This is a genomic window from Streptomyces sp. Tue6028, assembly GCF_002300165.1.
Classification (GTDB): Bacteria; Actinomycetota; Actinomycetes; order Streptomycetales; family Streptomycetaceae; genus Streptomyces; species Streptomyces siamensis.
This window is the reverse complement of the sequence record NZ_MLCE01000032.1, coordinates 201,423-216,972: the sequence shown is the minus strand read 5'-3', so window position 1 is coordinate 216,972 and position 15,550 is coordinate 201,423. Positions and strand designations below refer to the sequence as shown.

11 protein-coding genes are annotated in these 15,550 nt (G+C 72.2%); 1 reads left to right on the top strand and 10 read right to left on the bottom strand.

The features are described 5' to 3' along the window. From BKI49_RS31030 to BKI49_RS30985, 10 genes are all read right to left on the bottom strand, one after another. The gene (locus BKI49_RS31030; protein WP_095937594.1) at nt 1-246 is read right to left on the bottom strand and encodes a LapA family protein; all 246 of its coding nucleotides are present in this window, start codon (nt 244-246) and stop codon (nt 1-3) included. A gap of 119 nt (nt 247-365) precedes the next feature. Then, on the bottom strand, nt 366-2,183 hold the full coding sequence (locus BKI49_RS31025) for a CocE/NonD family hydrolase (RefSeq protein ID WP_373557612.1): 1,818 nt from the start codon (nt 2,181-2,183) through the stop codon (nt 366-368). Nucleotides 2,184-2,365: 182 nt separating this feature from the next. Further along, nucleotides 2,366-3,301, bottom strand: a complete 936-nt coding sequence (locus BKI49_RS31020; RefSeq protein ID WP_095937592.1) for a S66 peptidase family protein — start codon at nt 3,299-3,301, stop codon at nt 2,366-2,368. Between the two features lie 31 nt (nt 3,302-3,332). After that, nucleotides 3,333-5,306, bottom strand: a complete 1,974-nt coding sequence (locus tag BKI49_RS31015; protein ID WP_095937591.1) for a prolyl oligopeptidase family serine peptidase — start codon at nt 5,304-5,306, stop codon at nt 3,333-3,335. Between the two features lie 9 nt (nt 5,307-5,315). After that, entirely contained in the window at nt 5,316-6,620 is a 1,305-nt protein-coding gene (locus BKI49_RS31010) for a M20/M25/M40 family metallo-hydrolase (protein ID WP_095937590.1), read from the bottom strand. Beyond that, nucleotides 6,613-7,446, bottom strand: a complete 834-nt coding sequence (locus BKI49_RS31005; protein ID WP_095937589.1) for a M55 family metallopeptidase — start codon at nt 7,444-7,446, stop codon at nt 6,613-6,615. The genes BKI49_RS31010 and BKI49_RS31005 overlap by 8 nt, the downstream gene beginning before the upstream one ends. Before the next feature lie 76 nt (nt 7,447-7,522). Further along, on the bottom strand, nt 7,523-8,248 hold the full coding sequence (locus tag BKI49_RS31000) for a class I SAM-dependent methyltransferase (protein ID WP_095937588.1): 726 nt from the start codon (nt 8,246-8,248) through the stop codon (nt 7,523-7,525). A gap of 171 nt (nt 8,249-8,419) precedes the next feature. Beyond that, on the bottom strand, nt 8,420-10,912 hold the full coding sequence (locus BKI49_RS30995) for a SpoIIE family protein phosphatase (protein WP_095937587.1): 2,493 nt from the start codon (nt 10,910-10,912) through the stop codon (nt 8,420-8,422). A gap of 303 nt (nt 10,913-11,215) precedes the next feature. Beyond that, the gene (locus BKI49_RS30990; RefSeq protein WP_095937586.1) at nt 11,216-13,606 is read right to left on the bottom strand and encodes an MFS transporter; all 2,391 of its coding nucleotides are present in this window, start codon (nt 13,604-13,606) and stop codon (nt 11,216-11,218) included. A gap of 176 nt (nt 13,607-13,782) precedes the next feature. Then, nucleotides 13,783-14,229, bottom strand: a complete 447-nt coding sequence (locus BKI49_RS30985; protein WP_095937585.1) for an SRPBCC family protein — start codon at nt 14,227-14,229, stop codon at nt 13,783-13,785. Between the two features lie 170 nt (nt 14,230-14,399). Between BKI49_RS30985 and BKI49_RS30980 the strand changes: the two genes are divergently transcribed. Beyond that, complete coding sequence (locus BKI49_RS30980; RefSeq protein WP_095937584.1) at nt 14,400-15,446, top strand: Rv2578c family radical SAM protein; 1,047 nt, start codon at nt 14,400-14,402, stop codon at nt 15,444-15,446. Nucleotides 15,447-15,550: the final 104 nt, after the last annotated feature.

Here is a 15,550-nt window from a genome sequence, read left to right as displayed (position 1 = left end):
TCAGCTCCGGCGCTTCCTGACGGCGTACGCGCCGCAGAGCCCGCCGATCGCGCCGGTGCCGAGGAGGGCCATCCACAGCGGCATGGTCACCTCCGGGCCGAGCAGCCGGATCTTCGTGCTGTGCCTGTTCTCGAAGACGAAGATCAGGGTGAGCAGGGCCAGGGCCGCGATGCTGATCCTGCCGGGGGTCGCCGGGCCGCCGCCGCTGCCGTTCCCGCCCGCGCTCTCGGAGGTCTTCGGGCTCATGCGCCCAGCATGGGCGGCGCGCTCGCGGCACGCGCGGTGGGACGTTCCTACGGGTGACCCGTGACCGCCCCCGGTCACGGGTCACCCTGGCCGGTCGCCGGGTTCCGTCGGTCCCCGCGTCAGTCCCCGACGACCGGCAGCTCCAGTACTCCGGTGTCCCCCGGTGAGCTGGTGACGGTCACCGGCTTCACCCCCTTGTTCCCGAAGTAGGCGTCGTCGCTGGCGGCGACGACGAACCGGAGCCGGTGTCCCGCCTCGTACCGGTGCACGATCCCCGGCAGCGAGACGGTGAAGCGTCGCGTGACGTCCGGCACCCGCACCGGTGCCACCAGGCGGTGCACCAGCGTCTTCGTGCCGTCGGGCGCCACGTCGTAGAGCTTGGCGAAGAGGACCAGTCTGTCCGCGGCGTCGCCGGAGTCCTGCACACGCTCCGTCCTCGGTGAGACGACCTTCAGCGTGGCCCGGGGCGCTCCGACCACGTCGACCGCGCGGGGCAGCGGTTCGCTGGTCCAGCCGAGATAGGTGCCCGGTGTGTCGTACGGCGCCGGGTCGGGCAGTCCGACGACCCCGGCGAGGGAGCTCTCGGAGTGGCTCGTGGGCAGCGGCAGGTTGCGGTACTCCCGGCCGGCGCGCGCGACCTTCTTGCGGTCGTCGACGAGCTTGCCGTCACCGGACAGGTAGAGCGTGCGGTTGAGCGAGGGCAGCCGGCCGGCCGTCGCGTAGGTGTGAGCGGGGTCGGCGATCCAGTCGCGGTAGTACGCGAACGCGGGTCCGGTGTCGGTGTTCTCACGGTGCCTCAGATAGCGGTCGAACCAGGCGAGGATCCGTTTGCCGACGTAACTCGTCTCCAAGTTGCCCTGTGACAGATTGAGTTCGCCGCTCGCCGGGTCGGTGAGCCCGCCGCTGTGCCCCCACGACTGCCAGATCATCCTGGTCGTGGTGCCCTGGGCCTTGAGCGCCTTGTACGTCGCCGTCGCCTCGTTGAGGTTGAACAGGCTGTCGGACTGGCCCTGCACGAGGAGGGTCGGCGCGCGTACGCCCCGCAGATAGGAGACGGGCGAGACGCTGCGGGCGTACTCCAGCAGCGGCCCGGTCCTGGCCGCCGGGTAGCTGCCCGAGTTGAGGGTCCGCACCGTCCGGCAGGCGTCGCTCACGAAGTGCAGGCAGGTCAGGTTGTTGATGCGAGAGGGGTCCAGGTTCGGTTCGGTCAGCGGCTGGGTCTCGCCGATCAGGTAGAAGCCGTTGGCCCACTGCCATTTGAAAGCGCCGGGCACCTCGCTCGCCCCGACCGCGTTGTTGGGGTCGAGGGAGTACGCGAGGTCGTGCCAGGTGATGAGGGGGACGAGCGCGTCGACGCGGTGGTCCACCGCGGCGGTGGCCATCTGGACGGCGCCGCCGTACGAGCCTCCGATCATGCCGACGCGGGGATCGGCCTTGCCGTCCCGTGCCACGTAGTCGGCCCGTGTGCCGTCGTCCGCGGCGCGTGTGCCGGCGAGGAAGTCGACCAGCCGGGAGGCCGCCACGCCGTCGATGCGCGGGTCGTCGAGGGAGATCAGGCACCCGGACCTGCCGAAGCCGAGCCCGGAGTAGACGAGTCCCACATAGCCACGGGCGGCGAAGGCCTTGCCGATCGCGTCCGTCGAACCGTCCGACTTGCTGCCGCCGAAGCCGTTGGTGGCGAGCACGGCGGGTGCGGGGTGGTCCCGGTCCACACCCGCGGGCCGGTACAGATCGGCGTCGATCGTGCAGGTGCGCCCGCCAGCCTCGACCGTGAACGTGAGCGCGGTGACGGAGTACGGGACGGGCGCGGCGGACGCGGGTGCGGTGAACGCGAGCGGAGCCGTGAGCGCGGCTCCGAGAGCCAGGGCGAGCGGGACACGGGATCGCCGGGGGCGGGATCCGGGTACTCGCGGGCGACGGGACACATGGACCTCCACGGTGAGGACGACCCGAATGAGCGCGAAACGACTACCGACCGGTAAGTACCGGCCGGAAGTCATGCTGTGACACGTGTCAGACGGAGGTCAATCACCGTGCTGCATGGTGTTGACGGAGATTCAGTGAACAGGCCGCGTCCGCGACCGTCGGTCACGGCGGTCGCGGACGCGGCCCGGGAGCTTCAGGCCAGGGCGGGTTCGTCCAGCGTCAACGTCCCTGCCTCGGCGTCGAGTTCGGCCGGAAGTCCGAAGGGTGTGGTGAGCGCGCCCTCGCAGTGCCCGAAGCCGAAGTGCTCGGCCACGGGCACGCCGAGACCGCCGAGCCGGTCGGCGAACACCGCGCGCACCTCTTCGTAGGGACCGCAGTCCTCCCAGGATCCGAGGGCGATCCCGGCGACCCCGTCGAGCCATCCGGCGCGCAGCAGCTGCGTCAGGATGCGGTCCAGTCGGTACGCCTCCTCGCCGATGTCCTCGATCAGCAGGAGCCCTCCCCGGGCGGAAGGACGCGCGTGCGGGGTGCCGAGGCCGGCGGCCAGCAGGGACACGCAGCCGCCGAGGGTGACTCCCCGGGCGCGCCCCGGCACCAGCGCGGTGCCGCGGCCCGAGGCGATGGTCCGCACCGACTCGGGCTCGAAGAGGGTGGCCCGCAGATGTTCCTGCGCCCGCGCGTTCTTCAGGAAGTCGATGCCCGCCACCATCGGGCCCTGAAGGGTCGCGAGGCCCACTCGGGTCGCGAACGCCTCGTGCAGCGCGGTGATGTCGCTGAACCCGAGGAAGACCTTGGGCCCCGCGGCGCGGATGGCGTCCCAGTCGAGCAGGTCGATCATGCGCTGCGCGCCGTATCCTCCGCGGGCGCACAGCACCGCGGACACGTCCGGGTCGCACCAGGCGGCCTGGAAGTCGGCGGCCCGGTCGGCGTCCGTGCCCGCCAGATAGGCGAAGTCGGGGTGACGGTCGAGGACATGGGGTGCCACCACGGGGTCGAGATGCCAGCCGCGCAGAATGTCCAGGCCCGCCTGGAGCCGCTCCTCGGGGATGGGGCCGCTGGGCGCGACGACGGCGACACGCGCCCCGGGGGCGAGTCGTGCGGGTCGGGTCAGGGGCTCGGTGGTGGTCACTCGGCGTGCTCCGGTTCCTGGCTGAGGGGTGTCACTTGGCAAGCTCCAGGGTCGGGACACCGGGCGGGTGCAGTCCGAAGACCTGGGCGTACAGCGAGAGTTCGGACTCCAGGACCCGCACCATCGTCTCGGCCCGCCGGAAGCCGTGCCCCTCGCCCTCGAAGGCGATGTAGGCGTGCGGGACGCGGCGGCCGTGCTCCTCCAGACTGGCCAGGAACCGCTCGCACTGCACGGGAGGACAGATCGCGTCGTCGAGCCCCTGGAGCAGCAGGAACGGCGCGGTGATCCGGTCGGCGTGCTCGGTGGGCGACCGCTCCGCGTACCGGCCGGGCACCTCGGCGATCGGGCCGACCAGGCTCTCCAGATACCGCGACTCGAAGTCGTGGGTCTCCCCCGTGGCCCAGCCCGCGAGGTCGAGGATCGGGTAGATGATCGTGCCGCAGGCGTACACGTCGGTGCTCGCCAGGGAGGCCGCTGTGGTCCAGCCGCCCGCGCTGCCGCCGCGGATGGCCAGCCGGCCGCGGTCGGCGGTGCCCTCCGCGGCCAGAGCCAGTGCGACGGCCGCGCAGTCCTCGACGTCAACGACGCCCCACTGCTCGCGCAGCCGGTTGCGGTACTCCCGCCCGTGGCCCGTCGATCCGCCGTAGTTGACCTCGGCGACGCCGATCCCGCGGGAGGTGAAGTAGGCGATCTCCAGGTCGAGGACGAGGGGTGCCCGGCCGGTGGGTCCGCCGTGCGCCCAGACGACGTACGGCGGCAGCTCGTCGCCCGCGGCCACGTGGCCGGGGTGGTGCGGCGGGTAGATGTGGGCGTGGATCTCGCGCCCCGCGGGACCGGTGAAGGAGCGGATCTGCGGCTCCGGGTAGTACGCGGGGTCCACCGGGTCCTCGTGCCGGGCACCGGTCACCCGGGCGCGGCCGGTGCGGGCGTCCAGCTCGACGACCTCGTAGGCGCTGCGGGGGCTGGCCCCGACGCCCATGATCCTGCTGCCGTGCACGGCGAGGGTGGGCGCGAACTCGGTCCAGGGGCCGGCCGCGTCGACCACCTCACCGGTCTCCGGGTCCAGGACGCCGAGGGCGGTGGCGCCGCGCCCGTGTACGACGGCGATCAGGCCGGTCTCCAGCGGGGCGAACCAGCGGTGTCCGACGCGCCACAGCGGACCGCCGAACTCCTCCTCGCGCGGGCACAGCGCCACCGGGCCGCCGTCCGGGTCCAGGCGGTACAGATTCCACCAGCCGGTGCGGTCGCTCGCGTACAGCAGGCTGCCGTCGGGTGCCCAGTCGGCCTGGACCACGGACTCCTCGGGACCTCCGGCGACGGACCGCGCGGCGTTCAGGGTGCCGTCCTCGGCCACGTCGGCGAGGATCACCTCCGTCCCGTCCCACGGCATCCGGGGGTGGTCCCAGGCGAGCCAGGCCGCCCGGCGGCCGTCCGGCGAGAGGCGCGCCCCGGTGACGAACCGGTGCCGCCCGTCGCTCAGTTCCCGGACGGCGTCGCGGTCCTCGGCGGCCGACCCGTCCAACGGTACGGCGGCGAGCACCCGCCGTACGTCGGAGGGGCCCTCCCCGGTGAACTCCTCCAGGACGCACCACACCTCGCCGCGCTCCAGCCGCAACTGCGGGTCCACCCAGCGCAGTCCGCCGCCGACCGTGGAGAGAGGGGTCAACGGCGTGGGTGTGCCGCCCGGTTCGTGCCGGTAGAGCCGCTGGTCGGCGAAGTTGACGAACACCGTCAGGGGTCCCTCGGGGCGCATGACCCCGGCCCACGGCTGTCCGCCGTACTCGATGACGCGGCTGCGCACGTTCCACGGGGCCGGCAGCAGGGACTCCTCCGTGCCGTCCGCCCGGCGGCGGACGAGCGTGCGGCGCCCGCCCTCCTCGGGGCGGGGCTCGGTCCACCAGGCCTCGTCACCGACGAAACCCACGAACTCGGGGTGGCCGTCGTGCGCCGCTGCCAGTGTCGCGTCGATGGGCGAGGGCCACGATCCGTACGCCAAGGTCTGCATGCCGTCCCCCTAGGCCGTGCGCAGAAAGCGGTCGAGGACGCGGACACCAAAATGGAGCGCCTCGACCGGGACGCGCTCGTCCACGCCGTGGAACAGGGCCTGGTAGTCGAAGCCCTCCGGAAGCTTCAGCGGGGCGAAGCCGTATCCGGTGATCCCGAGGCGCGAGAACTGCTTGGCGTCCGTGCCGCCGGACATGCAGTACGGCACCACATGCCCCTCGGGTGCGAACTCCTCGACGGCCGCGCGCATCTTCGCGTACGTCGCGGAGTCCAGCGGTGCCTGGAGGGCCACCTCCCGGTGGTGGAACTCCCACTCGACATCGGGTCCGGTGAGTCGGTCCAAGGTCGTGCGGAACTCGTCCTCGCCGCCCGGGAGATATCTGCCGTCGACATAGGCGACGGCCTCACCCGGGATCACGTTGATCTTGTAACCGGCTTCCAGCATGGTCGGGTTGGCGCTGTTGCGCACGGTGGCCTCGACGAGCGCGGCGGCCGGTCCGAGCTTGCCGAGGAGGCCGTCCACGTCGTCCAGGTCGGCGTCCACGCCGTACAGGGCGGCCAGTTCCGTCAGGGCCGCGCTCACGGTCGGGGTGAGCCGCAGCGGCCACTCGTACTCCCCGATGCGGGTGATCGCCGCGGCCAGCCGGGTCACCGCGTTGCTCCGGTTCACCTTCGAGCCGTGCCCGGCGCGCCCGCGCGCGGTGAGCTTGAGCCAGCCGGTGCCCCGCTCGCCCGCGGCGATCGGATAGAGCTGCCGGCCCGCTCCGTCGTGGAAGGTGAACGCCCCCGACTCGCTGACGCCCTCGGTGCACCCCTCGAAGAGCCCGGGGTGCTGATCGGCGAGGAAGCCCGAGCCGTCCTCGGCGCTCGCCTCCTCGTCGGCGGTGAAGGCGACGACGATGTCGCGGCGCGGACGCACGCCGGTGCGCGCCCACTCGCGGACGACGGCCAGGATCATCGCGTCCATGTTCTTCATGTCGACGGCGCCGCGCCCCCAGACGACACCGTCGCGGACCTCGCCGGAGAACGGGTGCACGCTCCAGTCCTCCGCCTGCGCGGGCACGACGTCGAGATGGCCGTGCACGAGCAGGGCGTCGGCGGACGGGTCGGTGCCCTCGATGCGCGCGACGACGTTCGTCCGTCCGCGGGTGCGCTCCAGCAGCGTGGGCTCCAGACCCGCTTCCGCGAGCAACGCCGCGGCGTACTCGGCGGCCGGGCGCTCCCGGCAGTCGCCTCCGCCGCGGTTGGTCGTGTCGATACGGATGAGCTCGGAGGTGAACCTCACGACCTCGTCGAGTGCCTGTGCGTCAGCCATACTGCTCCTCCACCGCGGCCGAGACGATCGTGGTGACCGCCTTGAAGGTGCGAATCCCCTCGTACATGGTGTCGCTGGTGTAGGCCACCTTGCGCTCCCCGATGCGATCGACACCGGGCACGACCGTGGCGGCCATCGACAGATGCTCGGCGTCGAACTCCAGCGCCACGGTGAACGGGCCGCCGACGACGGGTTCGTGACGCACCGCCAGCGCCGCCGCCTCCTTGGCGGCGGCCCGGATGTCCGCGGCGGTCCTGGCGGGTGTGCGGCACACCGCCGCATAGCGCGAGACGTGGTCCTTGACGGCGACCTTCAATGCCTCCGGCGCGTAACCGAGCGCGTCCTCGCAGGCCACGTCGTCGCCGGTGACGAGGACGACCGGCACTCCGTACTCGGCGACTACATGGGCATTGAGCAGGCCTTCGCTGGCGCGGACGTCGTTCACCCACACCCCCGTGATGGAGTTCGCCAGGTAGGTGTGCGCGAGGACTCCCTCCATTCCGGCGCCCGCGTGATATCCGACGAAGGCGATGCCGTCCACGTCGGCGTGCTGCACGCCCTCCACCATGGACAGCGACTTGTGCCGCCCGGTGAGCATCTGTGCCCGCTCGTCGAGCCGCTCCAGCAGGAGATTGCGCATGGTCCAGTGCGCCTCGTTGATCAGCACCTCGTCGGCGCCGCCGTCGAAGAAGCCGAGCACGGCCGCGTTGACGTCGGAGGTGAACAGTGAGCGGCATCGCTCCCACTGCTCGGTCCCCGGCAGCACGTCGGCCGGCCAGGTCACTCCCGTGGCGCCCTCCATGTCGGCGCTGATGAGGATCTTCATGACTCGAAACCGTACGCGCTTCGGCCCGGACCCGGCAGAGCCTGTGGACAACTCTCACCGGTCCAGACCACTGACGTCACCCGGTACGCCCCGCCACCAGCCATTTCGACGGAAGTTCGATGCGCGTGCCGTCCGCCCTGTACTCGGTCGTGACGAGCGGGAGTTCACCGTTCGCCAGGACCGTGAGGCCGGCTGCGCGCAGATACTCCGGGACGGCGGCATCCGCGACCTCACCGGGGGCGATGCCGTGCCGGAACACCGGAGCCAGCTTGGCGGGCGGGCCGTCGGCGCCCTGCGCCAGACCGCGCAGCACGGCTCCCGCGGCTTCGGCGAGTTCGACGAGGAAGACCCGGCCACGCTCCCCCACCAGCGTCGCCAGCCCGTCCACCAGCGGCTGCCGGTCGTCCGGCTCGGCCTGGTGGAGGACTCCGCGCATGTAGACGTTGGCGTCGCCGAGCTCCGCGTGCAGGGTCTGCGCCTCGGTCTTCTCCGCGGCGTCGAGCTGCCGGTAGCCGGCCTGACCCGCCGGGTCGGCCTGGCGTGCGTGGTCGAGCGCGGCCGCCGACAGGTCGGCGCCGACGACGTGCGGGAAGCGGTCGGCGAGGAAGCGCGTCTGGGTGCCGTTGCCGCAGCCGAGGTCCACGACGGGCAGGTCCCGGGCCGCCAAGTGGGGTTCGAGCAGGGCGAGATGGACACCGGCGGTGAGGGCGGGCTCGGCGTCCCAGAAGACCGCTCCGGGTTCGTCGGGCGCCTCCTGCCAGAAGCTCTCCCAGGCCTGCCTGTACCGACTCGTCACACTCATGCCCGCTCCCCGGGTCGCGACCGCAGCCCGCCGGGACCTGGCAGGCGAGATCGGTCTATCGCGCCCGGCGCACGGCGACAAGCGGACGGCGCGTTCCTTCACGCCACTTTCGGTCCGCGTACCCCCGGCGCACTTCGCGCGCCCCCGCCCGGTGGCCGCCTGCGCCGCCGTTCAGCGCCGCCGTGGCAGGGTCAGTTCGAACCGGACGGACTTGCCCGCGCCGGTCCGGCTGGCCCCCCACTCGCGGGCCAGGGTGCTGACGACGCGCAGTCCGCGCCCGCACTCGTCGGCGGGCCCGGCGCTGAGCAGCGTCGGCAGTGTGTGGTCGTCGTCGGCCACCTCGCACAGCAGGGTGTCGCCGCGCACCAGCCGCAGCTCGATGCGCCGGCTGTGCGCGTGGCGCACGGCGTTGGTGACCAGCTCGCCGACCATCAGCTCGGCGTTGTCGGTCAGTCCGCCCAGGTCCCACGCGTGCAGCTGTTCGCGGACCACCGCGCGCGCCCTGCCGACCTCCACCGGGTCGAGCGCGAGGCGCCATTCGGCGACGTCCTCGGGCTCGATGCCGTTGAGGCGGGCCATCAGGAGGGCCACGTCGTCCTTGCGTCCGCCGCGGGTGTTGAGGGAGCGGATGATGGTGTCGCAGGCGTCGTCCATGGACGCGGCGGGGTGCGCGGCGGATTCGCAGAGCGTGGCGAGGCCCACGCCGATGTCCTCGCCGCGGACCTCGACCAGACCGTCGGTGCACATCACGAGCCGGTCGCCGGGCGTCACGCGCACGCGTACCGACTCGAAGGGGACTCCGCCGACTCCGATGGGCGCACCGGTCGGCAGGTCGAGCAGCTCGCTGCGCCCGTCCCCGGCGTGCACGAGGACGGGCGGGATGTGGCCCGCGTTGGCGATCTCCAGCTCACCGGCGATGGGGTCGTAGACGGCGTACAGGCACGTCGCCAGGTAGGTGTCGCCGAGTCGCTGGGCGAGGTCGTCGAGATTGCGCAGGAGCTGGGCGGGCGGCAGGTCGAGCGCGGCCATGGTCTGCACGGCGGTGCGCAACTGGCCCATCATCGCGGCGGAGTTGAGGCCGTGCCCCATGACGTCACCGACGACCAGTGCGGTGCGGGAGCCGGGCAGCTTCACGGAGTCGAACCAGTCGCCGCCGACGCGGCCGAGGAGCGTGCCGGGCAGGTAGCGGGTCGCGATGTCGCATCCGGCCATGCGGGGCGCGATGTGCGGCAGCATGCTCTCCTGGAGGGTCTCGGCGACGCTCTCCTGGTAGGTGTACATGCGGGCGTTGTCCAGCACGAGGCCTGCGCGGGCGGCGAGTTCGGCTCCGGTGACGCGGTCCATGTCGTTGAACTCGATGCGCTCGGGGTGGCGCAGCAGGATCATGAACCCGAGGACCACGTTGCGGGCCTTCAGGGGGACGACCAGCATGGACCGGCCGGTGATGAGCGGTCGGATGTCGCGCTTCTCGAACTGCGCGGCGATCATGTGGCCCATCTGCTCGCTGATGCGCGGCACGAGCACGGGCTCACCGGTGGTCATGCACTGGAAGAACGGGGTGTGGGCGGGGAAGGGCATGGCCTCGCCGACGGGTACGACGTCGTCCCAGCGGCCCGGCTCGTCGGTGTGCTCCAGGGCGACGCGGTGCCACATGGTGGTGGTGTCCGGCACGCCGTCGTGGAACCCCTCGCCCGCGACGACCTGTTCGCGCAGGTAGGTGCCCGCCACGTCGGTGAAGCGGGGCACGACGGCCCGGCTGACCTCCAGGATGGTCTGCGCCAGGTCGAGGGAGGTGCCGATGCGTCCGCTGACTTCGTTGAGGAACTCCAGTCTCTCGCGCACCGCGACGTATTCGAGGTCCGTGCCCTCGTCCTGGTCGTCCTGCGGCACGGGCTCGCCGGAGGCGGCGGCCCGGGCGGCCCGCGCGCGGCGCGCCTTGCGCTCGGCGCGCCGGGGGACGCCCCAGTCGGGGGTGACGGGCACCCGGTCGTTCTGGCTGAACTCCAGGACGGGATAGCCCAGTTCGAGGACCTGCGCGACGATGCGGGCACTCTCGCCGACGCTCATGCTGGGCAGGATCTCGGGGAGCCGGCGGGCCAGTTCCTCCGCGCCGGGGAAGTCGGTGTGCAGGGCGAAGCCGGGCGCGATGCGCTCGATACCCGCGCCGGCCACGGGGTGGCCGTCCGGGTGGGCGGGGTCGCCCTGGTCGCCGAGGCGGAGTGCGGCCGCGTCGGCGGCGAGCACCAGGAGGCGTTCGCGTCCGGGGCCCACCAGCGGGTACGCCCACCACAGGACGTCGATCCGGTCGCCGTCGTCGGCGCTGAGCCGGGCCCGCCCGGCGGCCGGGTAGGCGAGCCGTCCGTCGAGGGACGTCTCCAGGCCGGGGCCGAGGCCGTCGTAGGCCGCGTAGGCCCCGTAGGGAGCGGCGTCGTCGTCCTCAGGCAGTGCGCCGGAGACGGGCAGCAGGTCCGCGGCGAGACGGCCCACCGCGTCTTCCTTGGGGGTGCCGAACAGGCGCCTGGCACCGGTGCTCCAGTGGGATACGAGTCCACCGCGGTCCACGAGGACGACGGCCAGAGGGATGCGGCCGACGGCGGTGTGGTCCGCCGTGCCGTTCCCAGCTCCGCGGCTGGGAGTCGTGCCCACTTCGGTGCCACGGTCCATGGCCCAGGCCCTCTCTCCCCACGGCTCCGCAAGATCTGTGCCGCCCCCCTTACCGTACGGCGGGCTCCCGTCATGATGTGTGTCAATACGGGAATTGACCTCTCCGGGGGCGGCTCCGGCGCGTGGTCCGCCGGGCGTGCTCCGTCGCGCCACCCGGATGCGCCGCCGACTCAGCTGCCCGGGTCCGCGGGCGTGCTCCGTCGCGCCGTCCTGAGGCGCTACCGGACCGCCGAGTCCGCTGCCCGGGCCCGCGGCCGGGCGCTCCCGCGGCCGCGCGTCCGTGTCGGCCCGCGCCGACCCGCGTCAGTCTTCGTGTCCCAGTTGCAGGTCCCGTTCCGTCCGGCCTCCCCCGGCGACCTGGAGCACGGTCGCCACCGGCGGGTAGCCCGCGGCGATGACGGTGTACTCACCGGAGGACAGGTCGACGAACCGGAACGTTCCGTCCGCGCCGGTGGTCAGGGTGTCCACCACGTTGCCCGCGGCGTCCAGGAGGGTCACGCGGGCGTCCTCGACAGGGCGTCCGCCGCCCGCCCGTACCGTCCCGCGCAGCACGGCACCGCCCGCGAGCTCGACGTCCTGGCGGGTCTCGCGGGCGGCCTGGACGGAGACGGGGAGCGCGGCCGGGCGGAACGCGGGAGCGCTGGCGGCGAGGGTGTACTCGCCCGCCACCAACTCCGTCATGACGTAGCCGCCTTCGCGCCCGCTGCGGGTGGTGGCCACCACCTCGCCGTGCACATTGGTGAGGGTGACGGTGGCTTCCCGTACCGGGGTGCCGTCCGCGGTGAGCACACTGCCGGCGAGGCGTCCCGCGCCGCCGAGCACGACGTCCAGCTCCACGGGACGTTCGCCGACGGTCACCGAGACGGCCTGCGGCTGGTGGCCGCCGGCCGCGGCGATCAGGACGTACGAGCCGGATCCCGGCGTCGACAGTGCGTACCGTCCGTCCTCGCCGCTGGCGCCGCGTCCGATCTGGGCTCCCGCGACGTCGATGAGCGTGAGCGCGGCGCGCGGTACGACGGTGCCGTCGGGGTGCTGCACCGTGCCGCAGACGGGGACTCCGGCGGGGTACGGCGAACGGCCCGGCGGGATGTGGGCGGTGGTGCGGGAGGTTTCCGGTTCGGCGGCGGGGGCGTTGTGGGACACCAGGGGTTTCTCCTTGAGGAAGAAGGCGATGGCCAGGCCGAGGGCGAGCACCGGGACGAGGTAGAGGAAGATCCGCGGCATGGCGTCCGCGTAGGCCCCGATGTAGTCGTCGCGCAGGGCGGCGGGCATCGCGTGGACGAGCTGCGGGGTGAGGGACTCGGAGTCCCCGAGGGCGTCCTGCCCGCGCGTGGGCAGGCGCTCGGCGAGGGCGTCGGCGAGCCGGTGGGCGAACAGGGTGCCGAAGACGGCGGCCCCGACGCTGCCGCCGATCTGCCGGAAGTAGTTGTTGGCGCTCGTCGCGGTGCCGAGGTCGGCCGGGGGCACGGAGTTCTGGACGGCGAGGACCAGGACCGGCATCACCAGGCCGATGCCGGCGCCGAGGACGGCCATCCAGATGCTGTAGTGCAGCCGGGGCGTGTCGGCTTCGAGGCGGGACAGCAGCCACATGCCGACGACGGAGAGGGCGCTGCCGAGGAGCGGATAGGGCTTGTAGCGGCCGGTACGGCTGATGAGCTGCCCGGAGACGATGGACGCGCCGACGATGCCGCCCATCATCGGGAGCATCAGGAGTCCCGATTCGGTGGCGCTGGCCCCGTCGACCATCTGCAGGAAGGTGGGCAGATAGCTGGCGGCGCCGAAGAGGGCGACGCCGATGACCAGTCCCACCAGCGCCGTGACGTTGAACACGCCGTCCTTGAACAGCCGTAGCGGGATGAGGGGTTCGGGCGCGACGCTCTCGACCACGAGGAACAGCAGTGTCGCCATGAGCGCGCCGGCTCCGAGTCCGAGGATGACCCGTGAACCCCAGGCGTACTCCGTGCCGCCCCAACTGGTCAGCAGCACCAGGCAGGTGGACGCGGCGGCGAGCAGGAGCACACCGAGGACGTCGATGCGTCCTCTGGCCTCGGGCTTCGGCAGTTTCAGCACGACGGTGACGACGGCCAGCGTGAGCAGCCCGAACGGCACGTTGATGTAGAAGCACCAGCGCCAGGACAGGTGGTCGGTGAAGTAGCCGCCCAGCAGGGGGCCCGCGACGGACGCCAGGCCGAACCCGGCCCCGATCAGCCCCATGAAACGGCCGCGTCGGCGGGGCGGCACGATGTCCGCGATGATCGCCTGCACGCCGATGAGGAGACCGCCCGCGCCGACGCCCTGGAGCGCGCGGAAGGCGATCAGCTGGTCCATGGTGCGCGACCGGCCGGCGAGTGCCGAGCCGATGACGAAGACGACGATCGCGAACTGGAAGACGCCCTTGCGGCCGAAGAGATCGCCGAACTTGCCGTAGACCGGGAGTCCGACGGTGGAGGTGAGCAGGTAGGCCGTGATCGCCCAGGACATCTTGTCCAGGCCGTGCAGCTCCCCGACGATCTTCGGGAGCGCGGTGGCCACGATCATCTGCTCCAGGGCGGCCAGCAGCAGGGCGAGCATCAGCCCGAAGAAGACCAGACGGATCTGGCGCGAGTCGAGTTCGGCGGGCCGGGCGACCGCCTCCACGGCGTCCTTCGGGGGTGCGGTACCCGGCTCGTCCTGCACCAGAGTGATCCCGCCCACGTGCCGCTCCCCTCGTCGCGCCCACCGCACAATTGCCGCTTATCGCGACAACTGCGAGCAAGCGCGACGAGTTACGGCACGACGTCGCGCGACAGGGAGATCCACCCGAAACGGTGAGGACCGCAACGGGCCCTGGAGCGCGGCCCCTTGGGCCGGACGCCTACGCCCTGGGACCGCTACTTCTTCTCGGTCTCGGTCGCGAGCCTGACGAGCACCGCGTCGTAGATCCGCCCGAGACCCTTGGGCGCGAAGGTCTTCTCGAAGAAGCCGCCGATGCCGCCCGCGCCGTTCCAGACGGTGGTGACCACGACACGGGACGAACCCTCGCCCGCCGGCGTGACACGCCAGGTGGTGACCATCGAGGAGTTGCGGTCCTTCTCGACGAGCTCGCCGTCGGTGGGCTCGCTCACCTCGAGCAGGCAGTCGCGGACGCGCTTGCTGGTGGCCTGCAGCTTCCAGTGGACGAGGGTGCCCTCGCCGTCGCCGCCCTCGCGCACCTCGTACTCGCTGAAGTGCTCCGGCAGCAGCTTCGCGCGCGTGCCGGTGTAGTCGGCCAGCGCGTCGAACACCGCCTCCGCGTCCGCCGCGATGACCCGCTCCGTCGTGGCCTCGACCTGCGCCATTGCACTTCCTCCAGCACTTGGTTCCTCGGGGTGTGCGGCCAGCCAACCACCAGGCGGCCCGGCCGCCCAAATCGGGGCCGGGCGGGGCCTCCCGGGCGATGCAGGTATCCGGTCGCACGATCAAGGGAACATGTGTTCTATTCTGTGGTCAGTGCTACCGAGGAGGCGCCATGCGCTGGGAGAACCTCACCGTGGACCCCGCCGGGGACCCGGCCCGCGACGCCGCGCTGTTCGGCGCGGACGCGGTGACCACCCGTACGTTCGACACCCCCGAGTTCCGCGGGATCACCTTTCACGAGATCTGGGCGCGATCGATCGTGAACCGGGTGCCGGGGGCTTCGCGCATGCCCTTCGAGTGGACGGTCAACCCCTACCGGGGGTGCACGCACGCGTGCGTGTACTGCTTCGCGCGCAAGACCCACAGCTATCTGGACCTCGACACCGGGCTCGACTTCGACTCCCAGATCGTGGTGAAGGTCAACGCGCCGGACCTGCTGCGCCGCCAGCTCGCCTCGCGCCGCTGGCACGGCGAGCACATCGCGATGGGCACCAACGTCGACTGCTACCAGCGGGCCGAGGGCCGCTACCGGCTGATGCCCGGCATCATCGCGGCCCTGCGCGACCACGCGAACCCCTTCTCGATCCTGACCAAGGGCACGCTGATCCTGCGCGACCTCGACCTGCTCAGGCAGGCGTCCGAGGTGACCGACGTCGGCATCTCCGTCTCGGTGGGCTTCACCGACACCGAGCTGTGGCGCACGGTCGAGCCGGGCACCCCGGCTCCGGAACGCCGCCTGGACGTGGTGCGCACCCTGACGGACCACGGCATCGGCTGCGGTGTGCTGATGGCGCCCGTCATCCCGTTCCTCGGCGACCACCCCGCTCAGCTGCGCGCCACCGTCCGCGCGATCGCCGCCTCGGGGGCCACGTCCGTGACCCCACTGGTCCTCCACCTCCGGCCCGGCGCCCGCGAGTGGTTCATGGCCTGGCTGGAACGGCACCACCCGTACCTGGTCCGCCGCTACGAGCGTCTGTACGCGGAGGGCGCCTACGCCCCGAAGTGGTACCAGCGCCGGATCACCCGTCAGGTGCACGAGCTGGCGCAGGAGTACGGCATCGGCCCCACGCGCGCGGGGATGCCGCGCAGGGTCGCCGCCCCCGAACCGGCCGCTCCCGAATCCGTGGCTTCCGAGCCGACCCAGCTGACGCTGCTGTGACGACCGCGCGGCGCGCCACCCGTGCCGCATGAACTCCCAGGACCGGTCCATAGGCGTCCGTGAACACTTCTGACGGCATCCGAGCGATCCCGCGGCTCAATCGG

Bases quoted from the DNA above. Each gene is read 5' to 3' on its own strand.
- BKI49_RS31030 (WP_095937594.1), bottom strand. From the start codon at position 246: ATGAGCCCGAAGACCTCCGAGAGCGCGGGCGGGAACGGCAGCGGCGGC.
- BKI49_RS31015 (WP_095937591.1), bottom strand. From the start codon at position 5,306: ATGCAGACCTTGGCGTACGGATCGTGGCCCTCGCCCATCGACGCGACA.
- BKI49_RS31010 (WP_095937590.1), bottom strand. From the start codon at position 6,620: ATGGCTGACGCACAGGCACTCGACGAGGTCGTGAGGTTCACCTCCGAG.
- BKI49_RS31005 (WP_095937589.1), bottom strand. From the start codon at position 7,446: ATGAAGATCCTCATCAGCGCCGACATGGAGGGCGCCACGGGAGTGACC.
- BKI49_RS31000 (WP_095937588.1), bottom strand. From the start codon at position 8,248: ATGAGTGTGACGAGTCGGTACAGGCAGGCCTGGGAGAGCTTCTGGCAG.
- BKI49_RS30995 (WP_095937587.1), bottom strand. From the start codon at position 10,912: ATGGACCGTGGCACCGAAGTGGGCACGACTCCCAGCCGCGGAGCTGGG.
- BKI49_RS30985 (WP_095937585.1), bottom strand. From the start codon at position 14,229: ATGGCGCAGGTCGAGGCCACGACGGAGCGGGTCATCGCGGCGGACGCG.
- BKI49_RS30980 (WP_095937584.1), top strand. From the start codon at position 14,400: ATGCGCTGGGAGAACCTCACCGTGGACCCCGCCGGGGACCCGGCCCGC.